The sequence below is a fragment of the Pyruvatibacter sp. genome (genome assembly GCF_040219635.1).
Lineage (GTDB): Bacteria > Pseudomonadota > Alphaproteobacteria > CGMCC-115125 > CGMCC-115125 > Pyruvatibacter.
This window is the reverse complement of sequence record NZ_JAVJSC010000004.1, coordinates 353,002-369,489: the sequence shown is the minus strand read 5'-3', so window position 1 is coordinate 369,489 and position 16,488 is coordinate 353,002. Positions and strand designations below refer to the sequence as shown.

15 protein-coding genes are annotated in these 16,488 nt (G+C 59.0%); 6 read left to right on the top strand and 9 right to left on the bottom strand.

The window, feature by feature from the left end:
- Window positions 1-170 precede the first annotated feature (170 nt).
- Window positions 171-2,840 carry a pyruvate, phosphate dikinase gene (gene ppdK, locus RIB87_RS10520; protein ID WP_350146323.1) on the top strand — a complete coding sequence of 890 codons (2,670 nt, stop codon included), beginning with the start codon at window positions 171-173 and terminating at the stop codon, window positions 2,838-2,840.
- A 464-nt stretch (window positions 2,841-3,304) separates the two neighbouring features.
- The gene (locus RIB87_RS10515; RefSeq protein WP_350146321.1) at window positions 3,305-4,120 is read left to right on the top strand and encodes a cell wall hydrolase; all 816 of its coding nucleotides are present in this window, start codon (window positions 3,305-3,307) and stop codon (window positions 4,118-4,120) included.
- A 9-nt stretch (window positions 4,121-4,129) separates the two neighbouring features.
- Here RIB87_RS10515 and RIB87_RS10510 read toward each other — a convergent pair whose 3' ends face one another.
- The 4 genes from RIB87_RS10510 to nadA form a co-directional block, all read right to left on the bottom strand.
- Window positions 4,130-4,960: an SDR family oxidoreductase gene (locus tag RIB87_RS10510; protein WP_350146319.1), complete on the bottom strand. Its 831-nt coding sequence runs from the start codon at window positions 4,958-4,960 to the stop codon at window positions 4,130-4,132.
- A 97-nt stretch (window positions 4,961-5,057) separates the two neighbouring features.
- On the bottom strand, window positions 5,058-5,918 hold the full coding sequence (nadC, locus tag RIB87_RS10505) for a carboxylating nicotinate-nucleotide diphosphorylase (protein WP_350146317.1): 861 nt from the start codon (window positions 5,916-5,918) through the stop codon (window positions 5,058-5,060).
- Between the two features lie 19 nt (window positions 5,919-5,937).
- Window positions 5,938-7,530 (bottom strand): L-aspartate oxidase, encoded by a 1,593-nt coding sequence (locus RIB87_RS10500; RefSeq protein WP_350146315.1) that lies wholly within the window; start codon window positions 7,528-7,530, stop codon window positions 5,938-5,940.
- Between the two features lie 38 nt (window positions 7,531-7,568).
- Window positions 7,569-8,669: a quinolinate synthase NadA gene (gene nadA / locus RIB87_RS10495; protein ID WP_350146313.1), complete on the bottom strand. Its 1,101-nt coding sequence runs from the start codon at window positions 8,667-8,669 to the stop codon at window positions 7,569-7,571.
- A gap of 242 nt (window positions 8,670-8,911) precedes the next feature.
- Here nadA and RIB87_RS10490 point away from each other — a divergent pair, with 242 nt between their 5' ends.
- Window positions 8,912-9,529 (top strand): hypothetical protein, encoded by a 618-nt coding sequence (locus tag RIB87_RS10490; RefSeq protein WP_350146311.1) that lies wholly within the window; start codon window positions 8,912-8,914, stop codon window positions 9,527-9,529.
- A gap of 55 nt (window positions 9,530-9,584) precedes the next feature.
- Here RIB87_RS10490 and RIB87_RS10485 read toward each other — a convergent pair whose 3' ends face one another.
- Both RIB87_RS10485 and RIB87_RS10480 read right to left on the bottom strand, forming a co-directional pair.
- Window positions 9,585-10,655 (bottom strand): NUDIX hydrolase, encoded by a 1,071-nt coding sequence (locus RIB87_RS10485; protein ID WP_350146309.1) that lies wholly within the window; start codon window positions 10,653-10,655, stop codon window positions 9,585-9,587.
- A 129-nt stretch (window positions 10,656-10,784) separates the two neighbouring features.
- A complete protein-coding gene (locus RIB87_RS10480; RefSeq protein WP_350146307.1) occupies window positions 10,785-11,357 on the bottom strand; it encodes a YfbR-like 5'-deoxynucleotidase in 573 nt (190 codons plus the stop codon).
- 274 nt (window positions 11,358-11,631) lie between these two features.
- On the opposite strand from RIB87_RS10480, the gene RIB87_RS10475 reads away from it, so the two are divergent.
- Window positions 11,632-12,498: a universal stress protein gene (locus tag RIB87_RS10475; protein WP_350146305.1), complete on the top strand. Its 867-nt coding sequence runs from the start codon at window positions 11,632-11,634 to the stop codon at window positions 12,496-12,498.
- A 47-nt stretch (window positions 12,499-12,545) separates the two neighbouring features.
- On the top strand, window positions 12,546-12,914 hold the full coding sequence (locus RIB87_RS10470) for a hypothetical protein (RefSeq protein WP_350146303.1): 369 nt from the start codon (window positions 12,546-12,548) through the stop codon (window positions 12,912-12,914).
- 16 nt (window positions 12,915-12,930) lie between these two features.
- Here RIB87_RS10470 and RIB87_RS10465 read toward each other — a convergent pair whose 3' ends face one another.
- Window positions 12,931-14,052, bottom strand: coding sequence for a beta-ketoacyl-ACP synthase III (locus tag RIB87_RS10465; protein ID WP_350146301.1), 1,122 nt, complete (start codon window positions 14,050-14,052; stop codon window positions 12,931-12,933).
- Window positions 14,053-14,252: 200 nt separating this feature from the next.
- Between RIB87_RS10465 and RIB87_RS10460 the strand changes: the two genes are divergently transcribed.
- Window positions 14,253-14,912: a pyridoxamine 5'-phosphate oxidase family protein gene (locus RIB87_RS10460; RefSeq protein WP_350146299.1), complete on the top strand. Its 660-nt coding sequence runs from the start codon at window positions 14,253-14,255 to the stop codon at window positions 14,910-14,912.
- Window positions 14,913-14,919: 7 nt separating this feature from the next.
- Here RIB87_RS10460 and RIB87_RS10455 read toward each other — a convergent pair whose 3' ends face one another.
- Entirely contained in the window at window positions 14,920-15,519 is a 600-nt protein-coding gene (locus RIB87_RS10455; protein WP_350146297.1) for a DNA-3-methyladenine glycosylase I, read from the bottom strand.
- Window positions 15,516-16,394: a CAF17-like 4Fe-4S cluster assembly/insertion protein YgfZ gene (gene ygfZ / locus RIB87_RS10450; protein WP_502943238.1), complete on the bottom strand. Its 879-nt coding sequence runs from the start codon at window positions 16,392-16,394 to the stop codon at window positions 15,516-15,518. Before ygfZ ends, RIB87_RS10455 begins: the two co-directional genes overlap by 4 nt.
- Between the last annotated feature and the right edge of the window lie 94 nt (window positions 16,395-16,488).

Here is a 16,488-nt window from a genome sequence, read left to right as displayed (position 1 = left end):
CTCCGCTCTCCCTCCTCCTCCGAATTGATCGGAGGATTGATCGGAGGGTCTATGAAGCTTCCTTGCGGGCACCGGCCTTGCAATCATCGCAGCCCTCTCAAGCGGGCCTACCGCAATCATCCCTCTTCATTCACAACAACAAACCACACCGCAAGACAGGCACCTGAAGCATGACCAAGTGGGTTTACAGTTTTGGCGACGGCACGGCGGAAGGGTCCGCCAAGGACCGCAACCTTTTGGGCGGCAAGGGCGCGAACCTTGCTGAAATGTCCAATCTTGGCCTGCCGGTGCCGCCGGGCTTCACCATCACCACTGATCTGTGCACGGCCTATTACGACAACAACCGTAAGTACCCGGATGATTTGTCAGGGCAGGTTGATGCAGCGCTTGAGAAAATCGGCGCGCTTGTGGGTGCAACGTTTGGTGATACCAAAAACCCGCTGCTGGTCTCCGTGCGCTCCGGTGCGCGTGCTTCCATGCCGGGCATGATGGACACTGTGCTCAATCTGGGCCTCAACGACGAAACCGTTGGCGCGCTGGCCACATTGTCCGGCGACGAGCGTTTTGCGCTCGACAGCTATCGCCGCTTTATCCAGATGTATTCAGACGTGGTGCTGGGCGTTGACCATTATCACTTTGAAGAGATTCTGGAGACCTTCAAGGAAGACAATGAGCTGACGCTGGACACGGAACTCACCGCCGAGAACTGGAAAGAGATCATCAGCCACTACAAGGCGGCTGTTGAACGCGAATTGCAGCAGCCGTTTCCGCAAGATGTGCGCGACCAGTTATGGGGTGCCATCTCGGCCGTGTTCGGCTCCTGGCGCAACGACCGTGCCGACACCTATCGGCGTCTGCACAACATTCCTGAAAGCTGGGGCACGGCGGTTAACGTGCAGGCCATGGTGTTCGGCAATATGGGCGAGACGTCGGCCACCGGCGTGGCGTTCACCCGCGACCCGTCCACCGGGGCCAACGAGTTTTACGGCGAGTTTCTGATCAACGCCCAGGGCGAGGACGTGGTGGCGGGCATCCGTACACCGCAGAACCTCACCAAAAAGGCGCGCGTGGCGGCGGGCTCAAAAGACCCCAGCATGGAAGAAGCCATGCCGGAGGTGTTCGGCCAGCTTGTGGACATCTATCACAAGCTCGAAGGCCACTACCGCGACATGCAGGACATCGAGTTCACCGTCCAGCAGGGCAAGCTGTGGATGTTGCAGACCCGCTCCGGCAAACGCACGGCCAAAGCCGCGCTCAAGATCGCCTGCGACATGGTGGATGAAGGGCTGATTACCTCCAACGAAGCGGTGTTGCGCGTTGAGCCCGGCTCGCTTGACCAGTTGCTGCACCCCACACTTGATCCGAAGGCGGAACGTCAGGTGATTGCCACGGGTCTGCCCGCGTCGCCCGGTGCGGCCTCCGGTGCGGTGGTGTTTACCGCTGAACACGCGGTGGAATGTATGCAGGAGGGCAAGCGCGTTATTCTGGTGCGTATTGAAACCAGCCCGGAAGACATTCACGGGATGCACGCCGCGCAGGGCATTTTGACCACGCGCGGTGGCATGACCAGCCACGCCGCCGTTGTGGCGCGCGGCATGGGGCGGCCGTGTGTATCGGGCACCGGCTCTGTGCGCGTGGACTACGCCGCCAAGCAGTTCACCGTTGGTGGTGTGACCGTCAGGGAAGGCGACATCATTACTATTGATGGCTCCAAAGGGCAGGTCATTCTGGGCGAAGTGCCGACACTTCAGCCCGAACTCTCCGGCGACTTTGCCAAACTTATGGTGTGGGCGGACGAAGCCCGCCGCATGAAAGTGCGCACCAATGCCGAAACGCCGCACGACGCTGAAACCGCGCGCAAGTTTGGCGCTGAAGGCATTGGCCTGTGCCGTACGGAGCACATGTTCTTTGAAGCCGAGCGCATTGTCGCCGTGCGTGAAATGATCCTGGCGGATGAGCACGATACCCAAGGTCGCAAAACGGCGCTGGCCAAAATCCTGCCGATGCAGCGCAAGGACTTTACCGAGCTGTTTGAAATCATGTCCGGCCTGCCGGTCACAATCCGTCTGCTCGATCCGCCGCTGCACGAGTTTCTTCCGCAGACGGACGATGAGATGGACGACGTGGCCGCAGCGTCCGGCATCGACGCCAAAAAGCTGAAACAGCGGGCGCACGAATTGCACGAGTTCAACCCGATGCTGGGTCATCGCGGCTGTCGGCTTGGCATTTCGTATCCTGAAATCTATGAGATGCAGGCCCGCGCCATTTTTGAAGCGTCCATCGCCGCCGCCGAAAAAACCGGCGCGCCCGTCACCCCTGAAATCATGGTGCCGCTGGTCGCCATGAAGCAGGAGCTGGACACGTTGAAGGCCCGCATCGTCGCCATCGCCGGCGAGGTTGAAAAAGAGACCGGCAAAAAGCTCAACTATCTGGTCGGTACCATGATTGAGCTGCCCCGCGCAGCGCTTCAGGCCGCCCGGATTGCCGAAACGGCTGAGTTCTTTTCCTTCGGCACCAATGACCTGACGCAAACCACCTACGGCATTTCGCGCGACGACGCCGCCATGTTCCTGAAAAATTATCAGGACCAGGGCCTCATCGAGCAGGACCCGTTCGTGTCGCTGGACCCTGATGGCGTCGGTGAGCTTGTGAAAATCGGTGTCGAGCGCGGCCGCGCCACCCGCCCGGACATTAAGCTGGGCATTTGTGGCGAGCACGGCGGCGATCCTGAATCGGTACGCTTCTGTGAGAGCGTCGGGCTGGACTATGTCTCATGTTCACCCTATCGCGTGCCGATTGCCCGGCTGGCGGCGGCACAGGCAGCGCTGCAAGCGGAGTAATCTTGTTGCACCGCAATATATATTCGCTGATTCCGTTCTGATTCAGCACATATGTTGCACTGCAAAAATTAACCGTGCCAAAGCCTGCGCATAGCCGCCCTGCGCCAAAAAAACATAACAAAAACAGATGGTTACATATTTTCACCCATCTGTGAGCAATACACGCTTGAAGCTGTAGGGGGTAAATGCTATCTCCCTCACCACTGGCGACAAGCATGACGCAGGCGTCATGTTGTGCATCGCAGCAAGATCTGAGCAGGCAAGCGTCCCCACCAGCAGTTCAGGTGGCATACAGCTTGCCTCTTCTAAGTGAGTGTCCCGGCATCTAGGAGGGTGCCGCAGCCTGAAATCCCCGGACATCCGGGAGGCTTTTGGACAGATTTGTTTTTGGGGGCGTTGAAAGAGAAGCAGGCTGCGCAGTTTCGCGCGCCCTCTTTCGGTACGCCCGAAATGGAGACAGGACGATGCTCAGGAGCTTCGACACCGTTTGGCAGGCTACCGCAGATCTGATGCGCGGACGCCCTGCACGCCTCACCGGGGCAGCCCTTGCGACTGTGATGTTCGCTTTTATGGGCGGCGTTGCCACCGGCACCATCACAGGCTTCACGCCTTTCGGCACATCTTCAGATGCATCGTCCGGCATCAGCGCCTCACCGCAGGTGCAGGCGGTGAAAGAGCAGGTTCGCAACCAGGCGATTGCCCGTGTTGCGGGCGGGCGCATGGCGGCACCCGTAACCCGGCTTCCCGCGGTCAGCGCCAGCATGAGTGACGCGGCTTTCTATGCGGTCACAGCAAACGCCGTGCAGATTGCCGGCACACAAAGGCTGAACAAGAAGTTTGCAAACCTGAGCCCAAAGCAGCTCGAGCGTGAGCGCAAATGCCTTGCCGAGGCGATCTATCACGAAGCCCGCAGTGAGGGTGCGCAAGGCAAGCTCGCCGTGGCCGAAGTGGTGCTCACCCGCGCGGATGACCGACGGTACCCAAGTACAATTTGCGGCGTTGTCTATCAGGGGTCAAACCTGTCCACGGGCTGCCAGTTTTCCTGGACCTGCGACGGTTTGCGGGACACGGCGGCTGAAAAAGACGCCTGGGAAAAATCCATGTCCATCGCCAGCTACGTGATGCTGGACGTGAAGTGGGAAGAAGTGACCGGCAAGGCCACGCATTACCATGCAGACTATGTGTCGCCCTACTGGGCCCCGACGCTGGACGAAACCGCGACCGTCGGCAGGCACGTTTTCTACCGCTGGACGGCATATAACGGCCTGCGCGACAGCTAGAAACCGCGGCTATTTTGCAGCCGCAGCCCGCTCTTCCATCTCTTTGATGACGGCGGCCAGTGGTCCTGTATTCTTGATCTGCTCGCGCACAAGCTCCGGCGTGTTGCCGGCCGCTTTGTCCAGTTCGCCGATTTCCTCCGGCACAAACCAGTGCAGCCTGTCCGGCGTGTGATACGCAGCCCACACCGCATCCGCCACAGATGACGCGGGCATCAGCCGGAACATGCCTTCGCTCGGCGCGCCGTCCTGCGTCCCCTCCGGCAAAATCGGCGTATCAATCAGACCCGGCAACACATCTGCCGCCCGCACACCATGGCGCGCGAACTCAATGGAGAGCGCCTCTGTCAAGCCTTTGACTGCGTGCTTGGTGGCGGAATACACAGCAATGCCCGGCATACCGAAGGTGGCGGACGATGACGATGTGGTGAAGCACAATGAGTTGGGCGTTGCGCGCAACAGCGGGTAGGCAAGGTGAATGCCCCGCATGACACCAACAAAGTTGATGTTCACGACCGCCATTACATCGTCGAAGTTCATTTCATCGAAAAAGCCGCCGGCACCGATGCCTGCATTATTGAACAGCAGGTCAAGGGTGCCGCCGGTCTGTGCGGCAAAATCCTTGAGCACCTGCGCATAGGCGTCGCCGTCGCGCACATCCAGAACCGACGTAAAGCAGTTGTCGGCGCCCGCATCTTTGGCAAAGGCATCAAGCCCCGCCTGGTTGACGTCGGTGGCTCCCACAAACCAGCCCTTGGAGGCAAAAAGCTGCGCGGTTGCCAGCCCCATACCGCTGGCAGCCCCGGTAATGAAAATAGATTTGCGTGTGTCGGCCTGGCTCATCTGGTCTCTCCCTGATTTTCTGTTTCAGGGAGTTTAGGCAGCACGAGGTCGAATTGGGAAGCTGCGATCATGCGACCCGCATCTCAGCCGTGCAGGCTCAGTCGCCAAAATCGATGTCCAGGCCCAGATCAAGCGATGGCGCTGAATGGGTGAGCCAGCCAACGGAGATCAGATCAACGCCGCTTTCCGCCACACCAACAATGGTGTCGGCATTGATGCCGCCTGACGCCTCCAGCGTGGCACGCCCTGCATTCATAGCCACAGCCTGCGCAAGGGTTGCCGGTGGCATGTTGTCCAGCAACACGGCTTCAACGCCCGCATCCAGCGCCTGCGCCAGTTGCTCCAGCGTATCCACCTCGCACTCGATTTTGACCATGTGCCCCGCCTGCGCGCGGGCTGCTTCAATGGCTGCGACAATGCCGCCCGCAACGGCAATGTGGTTGTCCTTGATGAGCAGCCCATCATCGAGGCCAAAGCGATGGTTTGCCCCACCCCCGCAGCGTACGGCGTGCTTTTCAAACGCTCTGAGGCCCGGCGTTGTTTTGCGGGTGCACGTCACCCGCGCGCGCGCGTGCGCAATCAACTGCGCCATTGTGCGGGTAGCTGTGGCAATGCCGGACATGTGCCCCATGAAGTTAAGCGCCACCCGCTCGCCCGTGAGGATGGACCGCGCCTTGCCGTCGAGATGGCAGATCGTGTCGCCTGGTGACACGACATCTCCATCATGACGTTCAACGCCAATCATCAGATCCGGGTCCACCAGCCTGAAAGCCGAGCGCGCGGCATCAAGCCCTGACACAACGCCGGCCTGACGTGCCGCGATGCGCGCCTGCGCGCGGGTGGCCTCGGGCACCACATAGTCGGTGGTGATGTCGCCCGCGCGACCCAGATCTTCTTCAAGCGCACGCCTGACGGCGGGCTCCACGATCAGGCGCGGCATTGGCGGAGGAAGGGGCATATGGGAGCGCGTCATGGCGTCAGGCCGATCTTGTTTCAGGAGCTGCAATGTCGGTCTCGTAAGCTTGGGCGAGGGTGAGGGGCATGGTCCGCTGCAGGGTTGTGTCGGTCGCCGGGTAGTCGAGGCGGGCGTGCCCGCCCCGGCTTTCGCAACGGCGATGGGCGGCGGCAGCAATCAGGTGAGCCGCTGCCAGCATGTTGCGGTAACCAGACGCTTCAGGCCGCGCGAGGGTTTCAAGCTCGCGGATGATGCCAAGCGCGCGCCCCAGCGAAGCGCGGTCCCGCGCGACACCTACATCACGTGACATGCTCTGCCGCAGCCGGACAATTTGCACACCATGCGGGTCCGGACCCTTGGGGGCGTCACCCCCTGCGGGAGCCTGTCCGGGCGCTGGGCCACGGTCGCCGAGTGCGGCAATGTGTGTGGCAATGCGGGCACCAAAGACAATCGATTCAAGCAATGAGTTGGAGGCCAGCCGGTTGGCGCCGTGCGCCCCTGTGCGCGAGACTTCGCCGCAGGCATAAAGACCGGGCAGGGAAGCTTCGCCTGTCAGGGCCGTCACAACACCCCCCATATGATAATGCGCGGCAGGCGCGACAGGAATGGTCTCACGAACAGGGTCAATGCCAGCACGTTGTGCGGCTGCATACACGGCCGGAAACCGCTTGGGAAACACCGCACCAACAGCCGTCCGACAGTCCAGCAACACCTGGCCGCCACGGGCGATTTCCGCGGCAATTTCGCGGGCCACAATATCGCGCGGTGCAAGTTCCATGTCGCGGTGAATGCCGTCCATCAGCCGCGACCCATCGGCCCGCAACAGGGTTGCGCCTTCGCCGCGCAGGGCCTCGGTGGCAAGCGGGGCGGGGTCTTCGGTGCTGACGATGGCAGTTGGGTGAAACTGCACAAACTCAACGTCGCTCACCAGCGCACCCGCGCGCGCCGCAAGCCCAAGCCCATGGCCGCGCGATCCTGCGGGGTTGGTGGTAACGGCAAAAAGGGCACCGATGCCGCCCGTTGCAAGCACTGTGGCAGGTGCCCGGAAATGCAGCGTCGGCGCATCCGGCCCCACACCGCCGCGCGTGACAACGCCGGTAACAGCACCCCCTTCCACAATCAGATCGGCGGCATTCCAGCCGGGCACAATATGTATGGCCTCGTGGGCACGGGCAGCTTTCAGCAGCGCGCCCATGATAGCCGCGCCCGCACCGTCGCCGCCTACATGGGCAATGCGGTTGCGCGAGTGTGCGCCTTCACGGCCCAACGAAAAACGGCCGTCTGGTTTTTTGTCAAACGAAACACCCAGCGCTTCAAGGTCAGCAATGCGCGCGGCGGCATCTTCCGCCAGCACACGGGCAGCGGGTTCGTCCACCAGCCCGTCGCCTGCGGCCAGCGTGTCAGCCACGTGCAGGTCAGTACTGTCATCCTCGCCAAGGGCTGCGGCTATACCGCCCTGCGCCCAGGTTGATGTTGCGCCACCAGGCCGCGGTATGCCCGCAAGCACAGTGATCCGCCGTCCCGCGTCCGCCAGCTTCAGCGCGGTGAACAGTCCGGCAAGACCTGCGCCTGCAATAAGCACATCACCGGCTACATGCTCGCGATGGTTTGTCATTGTGCGCCTTCCGGCGGTTTCAGCGCGACATCAAAACGCTAATTGTTGAGCGCAATCATACGGTCGATCGGCAACCGCGCGCGGTCAGCAATGGCCGGATCAATGAGCACTTCGTCCCGCAGTGTGTGCAAAGATGTGAGGATCTTCGGCAGCGTGATCCGCTTCATGTGCGGGCACAGGTTGCACGGGCGGATGAAATCCACATTCGGGTTTTCCACCGCCACATTGTCGGACATGGAACACTCGGTCACCATCATCACTTTGCCGGGCTGGTTGTCCTTAACCCAATTGATCATGGCAGAGGTCGAGCCGGAAAAATCTGCTTCGTCCAGCACGTCGGGCGGACACTCAGGATGCGCAATGATCTTGATGCCGGGGTCATTCTCCCGGTACTGACGAAGTTCTTCCGGCGTGAAGCGCTCATGCACCTCGCACGAGCCTTTATAGGTAATCAGCTCAACGTCCGTCTCTTTTTGCACGTTGCGCGCAAGGTATTCGTCGGGAATGCACATCACGCGCGGCGCATTGAGGCTTTCAACAACCTTGAGCGCGTTGGACGATGTGCAGCATATGTCTGTTTCAGCTTTTACCTCGGCAGAAGTGTTGACGTATGTCACCACCGGCACGCCGGGAAAGGCTTCGCGCATGGCACGCACATCAGCCCCGGTAATGGAAGATGCCAGCGAACACCCGGCCATCTCATCAGGAATGATGACGGTCTTGGACGGGTTCAGCAGCTTTGACGTTTCCGCCATGAAGTGCACACCACACTGGATGATCACCTGCTCCTCGACCTTTGTGGCCTCAATGGCCAACTGCAGGCTGTCGCCGGCAATGTCGGCAACGCCATGGAAGATTTCCGGCGTCATGTAGTTATGCGCCAGAATGACGGCATTCTTCTGCTTTTTCAGCCGGTTGATCTCGTAGATATACGGCGCAAAAAAAGGCCACTCGACCGAGGGAATGACCTTGGAAAGACGCGCGTACATTGGCGCCATTTCCTTGGCGAGGCCCGGTGTGTAGTCGGGGACCTCAATGTCAGGAACAGGCTTCTTCGCCACAGGCCTTGTGGCCTTGGCGCTCTTTATGCCGTCATTTGCACTGACGTCATACGCGCTGCGTTCATACACGATCGTCATAGCCAGGCCTCCCTTGGGGCTGGTCGCGGCTTATGCTCTAAATGAGCATAAAGGGGGCCGCAAAAAGGCGGACATAAGCCGCTCTGTAAAAATCCAGAGTAATGCTACATATGAGCATTACTCTAGTCAAGTGCTGCAAGCGATCTGAAAAGGGTCACCATCGCGGGCATGTTTCGCAGCGCATTGGCGATATCTGATTTTGGCCATGCACTCAGATCGGATAGCTGTGCTTTGCTCGCTGGATGGAAGATATCCCCATAACAAAAGCCGTGCTGAGTGCCGCCGCCCTGCTGCTCACCTTTGTGGCGTTTTATCCCTACATCCGCGCTGTCCTGCGTGAGGAGACAAAGCCGCACGTGTTTTCATGGGTGATATGGGCTGCCGGCACGGTCATTGTCTTCTTTGCGCAGCTATCTGATGGCGCGGGGATTGGTGCCTGGCCTATCGGCATCTCAGGCATCATTACGTTTTTTGTGGCCGCGCTTGCGCTCACCAAGTCAGCGGACAAAAGCATCGTCCCCATTGACTGGGTATTTCTCGCGTTTGCGCTCAGTGCCCTGCCGCTCTGGTTTGCGACAGATAATCCTTTTCTGGCCGTCCTTGTGCTGACGATTGTCGATCTTTTGGGGTTCGGGCCATCCGTCAGAAAAGCCTACGCTTCTCCTTATGAAGAAAACGCGCTTTTCTTTGCGCTTGGTGCTCTGCGTAATGGCTTCGTGGTGGCCGCACTTCAAAACTATTCGTGGACGACGGTGCTGTTCCCGGCAGCCGTTGGCATCGCATGTGTGGTTTTCGTTGTGGTCATTCTGCTGCGGCGAAAAATCGTAACGACAGCTATCAGTCCATCTCAAATCGAATAGCCACTGATTTGAGTCCACAGACAAACAGCTAATTACGGGACGAAGACGCAAGCTGTCATGATGTGCTGCGACGGGGCACACCAACGCGCATACCCGGTGCTGCGCGTTCCGTCACGACCTCCCGGCGGAACCTGAATTGCTCCGCCGGTCTGCCGCCTGTGTTGGTCGTCATGCGTCCGGTGCGTTCAACAAGGCCGGCCTTCTCGACAAGCCGTCGAAAATTTTGCTTGTGCAGTTTGATGCCCATCACCGCTTCAACAGTGCGTTGCAGCTCCGTTAGCGTGAACTCTTCCATGATGAGTTCAAAGACAACCGGGCGATACTTCAGTTTTGCACGCAGTCTGCCCATGGCAGTTGCCAGAATACGCCGGTGATCATGCTGCATGGGATCGCCCAGCGGCGGCACATCCTGTTCACCTTCAGGCGTGTTCAATTTGCGCTTTGCATTGCGCCGTCCATCTCGGGCGGCTTCATCCACAAGGCCGGCTTCATAGAGCAGCTCAAACCGCTCCAGAACCTTTTCCTCATCCCAGGAAATGCCACCAAGCCCAAAACACAGGTTCAGGCGTTGCTTGCGCTCTGAAATTACGGGCGACGTTTCAGCGCTTTGTGCCCACGCATTTACAAGCGGTGCAATTGCATCATCGATGATCCGGGGGCGCGCGTGCCGCCAATCTTCCCACGGAAAATAGCTGTACCAGCCCCGCCAAACGCTTTCCGGTGCCGCTACATCCTCACCAAGGTCATCCGTGCTGACCAGTGCAAGATATCCGACCGAAATGATATGCGGGCCGATGTCATCCGGCAGTCTGTTCCGGCCTCGGTCACCAAAGGTGTAAAGCTGTTCGACATACCCCAGATCAAGACCCGTTTGTTCCTGCACCCAGGCGTGCAACCCCGTTGCCATGGTCCGGTGCACGAGGGGGTCAAACGGTCCAAAAGGCAGGGCGTCCCAACCATCGCAATGATGCGGCGAGGTCGGGTTGGGCGTCTGCACGATAAGCGTGCGTGGTTCCTGCTCAGCCACGGTGACAATGGCCGCGTTCAAGCCAACGACGACCGCCGTTGATGTATCTCCAAACGACACATGGCCGATTGGTGTCGATGCTTCAGAAGATGCGGTCATGCAGCCATCCTCTCACCATGTAAAAAGCCCATCGGCGTCAAAATGGCGGGTTTTGGACCACCCTAACGACACCTTTTGCTCATATGTAGCATTATGAAGGTGTTGATTCTGAAAGGCAATTTAAAGCAGCTATTTCGCTGCCAGGGTCGCAAATCGCTTGAGGTAGGCAGCTTGTGCTGCGCTTGCGGACATTGGCTGGATCCATCGCCGAGCTGCCCGCGATTGGGCTGACGTCAGCCGAGGTCGTCCAAATATCTTTGCCGCTTCACCCGGTTCAAACCCGGCAAGTTCAACTGCCTCCATATAGGCAGACACAATGTCCGCGCGCTTGATTGTGCGTTCCACATGTTTGGGCGTGTGAACGGGAATGCCAAACCGAACGTGAATAGCTGCTTCCAGCCTTCCTTCGAAGTCTTTGTAATCAACACCAAGCGCTGCCTTGAACGGACTGATCATGTCGCCAATCACATATTCGGGCGCATCGTGCAGGAGCGCTGCCAGCAGCTTTGTCTGGTCCCACTGCGGTGCAAAGGCCTGCGCCAAGTCTGTTACGAGCAGCGAGTGCTGCGCAACGCTGTAGGCGTGCTCTCCCGTCGTCTGCCCGTTCCAGCGCGCGACACGGGCAAGCCCATGGGCAATGTCTTCAATCTCGATATCCAGCGGCGACGGGTCAATCAGGTCAAGCCGCCGTCCACTCAACATGCGTTGCCATGCACGCGGTGCGTCTGTCGTTTTCGCTGTTTGCGGTTTTGGGCGGGGCAGGGGAATACTCCCGTTTCAGGATCAACTCATGCGGTGAGCTCTTGTAAAAGCCGATTATCCCGTTGTCGATTGGCCCTCACTTGATACACTGCGAAGGATCGGAGTTGATACAGGTCATGGCTTGAAAATCACCGGTTACGGATAGTCCACCTGCACGTTTTTTTTTTTGGTTTTTTCGGTTTTTTGGTTTTTTGCGGCAAGGCGGAAACACACAATGTCCATCAAACGCATTCTTTGCCCTCTCTACGGGTCGCAGTCAGACGCAAGCGCCCTGGCCACCGGCCTTGCCCTGACAAAGCGCTTTGACGCGCAGGCGGATATTCTGTTTGTCCGCCCCAATCCAACCGATGCATTGCCGTATTTGGGTGAGGGCATTTCGGGTCCCGTGGTGGAAGATATTATTGAGACCGCCCGCAAGGCTGCTGATGGCGCGGAGGCTCAGTGCCGCGAAACTGCCGCCAAGGCCGCAGCCGAAGCAGGCATTGAGTTGAGCGACACAACGAAGCCCGGCGTGGCAACCGCGCGTGTTCGCGTGAAGGCCGGTCGTGCGGCAGATGTCATTGCTGCTGAAAGCCGGCTCGCTGACCTTGTCATTGTCGCTGACGCATCAGCCCGCGACCAGACCTCAGGCCCCAACGCGCTTGAAACCTGCATGTTGGCGGAAGGTCGCCCGGTTCTGCTGGCACCTGCGTCTGCCACGCAATCTGTTGGGACCAGCGTGGTAATCGGCTGGGACGAAAGCGGTGAAGCAGCCAATGCTGTAACTGCCGCCATGCCGTTTTTGACCCAAGCCAAAAAGGTCACCATTGTTTGCGTTGACGAAGACGGCATCAATGATGCGCCTGGCGCACGCGCACTGGCTGAGTATCTGACGCTGCACAGCGTTGTCGCCGACGTCCATCTTGTGCCCGAAGACAATCGCAATACGGGTGAGGTACTGCTCGCCGAAGCAGGTGTGCTGGGCGCTGACCTTCTGGTCATGGGCGGCTACAGCCATTCACGCCTGCGCGAACTTGTGCTGGGCGGTGTCACCCGCCACATTCGCTCCCACGCCACAATTCCCGTGCTGATGGCGCACTGACACCAACACGGTTTTCCCTACTTTTTCTACAACGAAGGACCTTACTCATGGCGCTTTATCGCGTGCATCTCAACGTCGCCCGCAGCGAACAATATCCGTCCGGCTCGTCTGAGTGTGGATACGAGTTTGTTGTGCCTCTTGACGACAACATGCAGCTCGACCCCGACGCCTGGAAAAACCATAAGGACGACTGCACCGTGCATCGCTTCTGGGAAGACGAAGACGATCTGCGCGGCCATCTGCGCCATGTCGGCAAAGGCTGGAAGTTTGACTACGACGCTGCTGACGACGAAGACGACGAATTGCTGTTCAAGCTTGACCGCCACAAGCTGGCGGAAGGCGAGTATGTGTCAATCACCGAAAGCGACGGTGAGATGCACACTTTCAAAGTCATGGCAGTGCGGCCTTACCCGTAGGGGGTGACCCGTAAAGTCAGACCCGCCGCACAAGCACGCTGCCAGCGGAGTAGCCCGCGCCGAACGAGCAGATAACGCCCACATCGCCCGGCTCAAAATCGTCGCTGAACTGGCTGAACGCGATGATCGACCCGGCCGATGACGTGTTGGCATAGTCCTTCAAAATGTTGGGCTGCTCTTCCTCAGAGGGAGGGCGGCCCATCACTTTTTTGCCGATCAGGTCATTCATGCTCGCATTGGCCTGATGCAGCCACATGCGCTTCAGGTTGTTGTTGCCGATGTTCTCGTCGTGCAGATGTTCAAGGATCATCTCCGACACCATGGGCACCACTTCCTTGAACACCTTGCGGCCTTCCTGAACAAAAAGCTTGTCTTTGGTGCCAACGCTCTCAGGCGCTGTGCGGTTCAGGAAGCCGAAATTATTGCGGATGTTGTTTGAAAACTGCGTCTTCAACCGTGTGCCGATAATTTCAAACGGATGTTCGACGGTTGCCGTATCTGCGGCCTCAATGATGATCGCCGTTGCCACATCCCCAAAAATGAAATGGCTGTCGCGGTCGCGGAAGTTGAGATGACCGGTGCAAATCTCAGGATCAGTCACCAACACGCATTTGGCGGAGCCGGAGCGGATCATGTCGTAGGCCTGCTGAATGCCGAACGTGGCTGAGGAGCACGCCACATTCATGTCAAAGGCAAAGCCGTCTATGCCAAGCAGATCCTGCACTTCAACCGCAATGGCCGGGTAGGCCCGCTGAAGGTTGGAACACGCCACCAGCACCGCATCCACGTCCGCGGCGGTTTTGCCAGCCTGCTTCATGGCATCTTTTGCGGCAGCGACCGCCATCTCAGCCAGAATGGACGGCTCTTCGTTGGGCCGTTCAGGCAGCCGCGGTGCCATGATGTCCGGGTCCAGAATACCTGACTTGTTCATCACGTGGCGCTGGTGAATGCCGGATGCCTTTTCAATAAAGGGCACAGACGATTCATTCAGCGCCTCAACCTCGCCGCGCTCTATCGCGTCTTTGTTGGCTTCGTTGAAGTTGCGTACATAGGTATTGAACGATTCCACCAATTCTTCGTTGGTTATCGTTTCTTCCGGCGTGAAAACGCCCGTTCCGCTGATGACTACTTTGGTCAACTCACCCCACCTGAGATTTTTTGTGACGCCTTTTGACGTTCCCCGCCCGCGAAGGCTGGCCCGCGCGCGTCATTAAGGTACTTTATTGATGGTAATTTAGGTGAAGGACCGCCGCCATGCCAGCGTAACCCGCCGCGCATGGTGAACAGCCTTTGTTTTCGGGCGCGGTTTACACCGGCAGTGCGCCTTAAAGGACCCTCATGACGGACACGACCATCGCCACCGACACACCACCTGAAACACCGGCTTCAGAAAGCGATATCGCCCATTATTCCCAGCTTGACGCAGCGGAAACAAAAGCATGGCAGATGCTGGAAGCAGGCGCAAAGTCTTACAAGAAACCGTTTCATACAGTCACATTGGCCACCGTTACCGCAGACGGTGCCCCGCAGGCCCGCACGGTGGTTTTGCGCGAAGCAGACCAAAAAACCCGCATTTTGCGCGCGAACACAGACCTGCGGGCACCAAAAGCGCAGCAATTGCTGCATGATTCGCGCGCCCAGCTTTTGTTTTACGATGCCGCCGCCAAGGCGCAGATACGCCTGACCGTGCGCGCGGAAGTGCTGACTGAAGGCGCTGTGCGCGACGGTATCTGGGCCACGACGGCCCCCGGCAGCAAGGTGTGCTACCTGGCAGTAGACACCCCCGGCACCCCACGCCCGCAGGGCACATCCGGCCTGCCGGACTTTGCAGATGGAGGCCAACGCGTGCCCGCGGACCTGCTGGAAGCAGGCTCTGAAAACTTCGCCGTGATGCGCTTTCATACCCAAAAACTGGACTGGCTGTATCTGGATAGTGCCGGTCACCGGCGCGCTATCTTTGACTATGAAGCCGGCACGTCAGCCTGGGTTATTCCGTGAAGTGATGCTAGCGCGCAAGTGCTGCGCACTCCGCGTGACGCACACAGGTCGTTTGATGGTCGTTGAACATGCCCACGGCCTGCGCAAACGCATAGACGATTGTCGGCCCGCAGAACTTGAAGCCGCGCTTCTTGAGGTCTTTTGACAGCGCCATGCTCATGGGCGTTGCAGCCGGCATGTCTTTCCAGTTGCGCGACGTGCTCACGACGGGTTTCCCGTCCACGAAAGACCACAGGTAACCCGAAAACCCGTTCGGCTCTTTGTCCATGATATCCAGATAGGCTCTGGCATTGCCGATAGTGGCTTCGATCTTGCCGCGGTGTCGGACAATGCCTGCGTCCCCCAGCAGCCGTGCAATATCCTTATCACCATAGCGGACAATTGTTTCCGGCTTGAAACCATCAAAGGCCGCGCGAAATGAGTCCCGCTTTTTCAGGATGGTGATCCAGGCAAGGCCCGCCTGAAACCCGTCGAGCACAAGTTTTTCAAACAGTGCCCCGTCGTCATATTCAGGCACGCCCCACTCATCGTCATGATATGCCACGTAAAGCGGGTCGTCGCCGCACCAGCCACAGCGTTCGTGCTTTGTGGCGCCGGTAGGGCTCATGCGTTTTCGCTTTCGCTGTTATCCTCAAGTGAAAACGCGGCATAAGGCGGCACTTTCAGCGTCAGCGCGGCGTCACCTGCCTGCGCGGCAACGCCTCGCGCTTTTGCAACGCGATCCAGAAACACCAGCGCCAGCACCTGCGCGTCCGCCGACCCGGCAACACTGCCGACTTTTGCATCCCCCATCATCACGTCGCTGCCCGCATCAGGCGTGGGCCCGTCAACATCTGCAACAACCAGCCGCTTTCGTGCCTTGCCCTTGCGGTGCGTGCGCGACGCCACTTCCTGACCCACAAAGCAACCCTTCTTGAAATCAATGCCGTTGAGCAGATCAAGATTGCACTCGATGGGAAAATCCTTGTCAGCACCAATATCCAGCGCTCCGTCAGGTACGCCCAAAGACACAGCGTGGGCCCGGTACGCCTCGGGACCGACAAACGGCATAGCGTCCACATCACCAACCGGCATAATCACCCGCGTGCCAAGCAGTGGCGTGCGTGGATCAACAAATGAGCCAGCGTGGCCCCCATCAGGCGAACCGTCGCCCCATGAAGCAAGCACAGCATAATCGGCGCTGACATCATCAAAAGCGGCATCAGCGCGCAGCTTGTACATGGTGAGCCGCTTGCGCAGGTCAGTCGCCCGCCCTTTTGCACAGTCAATCAAAACCGCCGTCTCATCGCCGGGGTCAGTAACCATGAAGAAGTCGAACAAAAACTTGCCCTGCGGCGTGAGCAATAGCGAATAAACCGCGTGGCCCGGCGCCACGGCGTCAAGATTGCCCGTTACCAGTCGTTGCAGCAGGTCGCGCATATCCGCACCATGCGCCCGCAAGACGGATCGGTCGGTCAGATGAGCGTGGGTCATATCAGTCATGTGCAGGTCATTCCTTGAGTGGGCTGGGTCTGTCACAGGGTGGGGTGCTTGAGCCCCGGCTTCAAGGCTCAGGCCCCCACAAGCGGATTGGCTT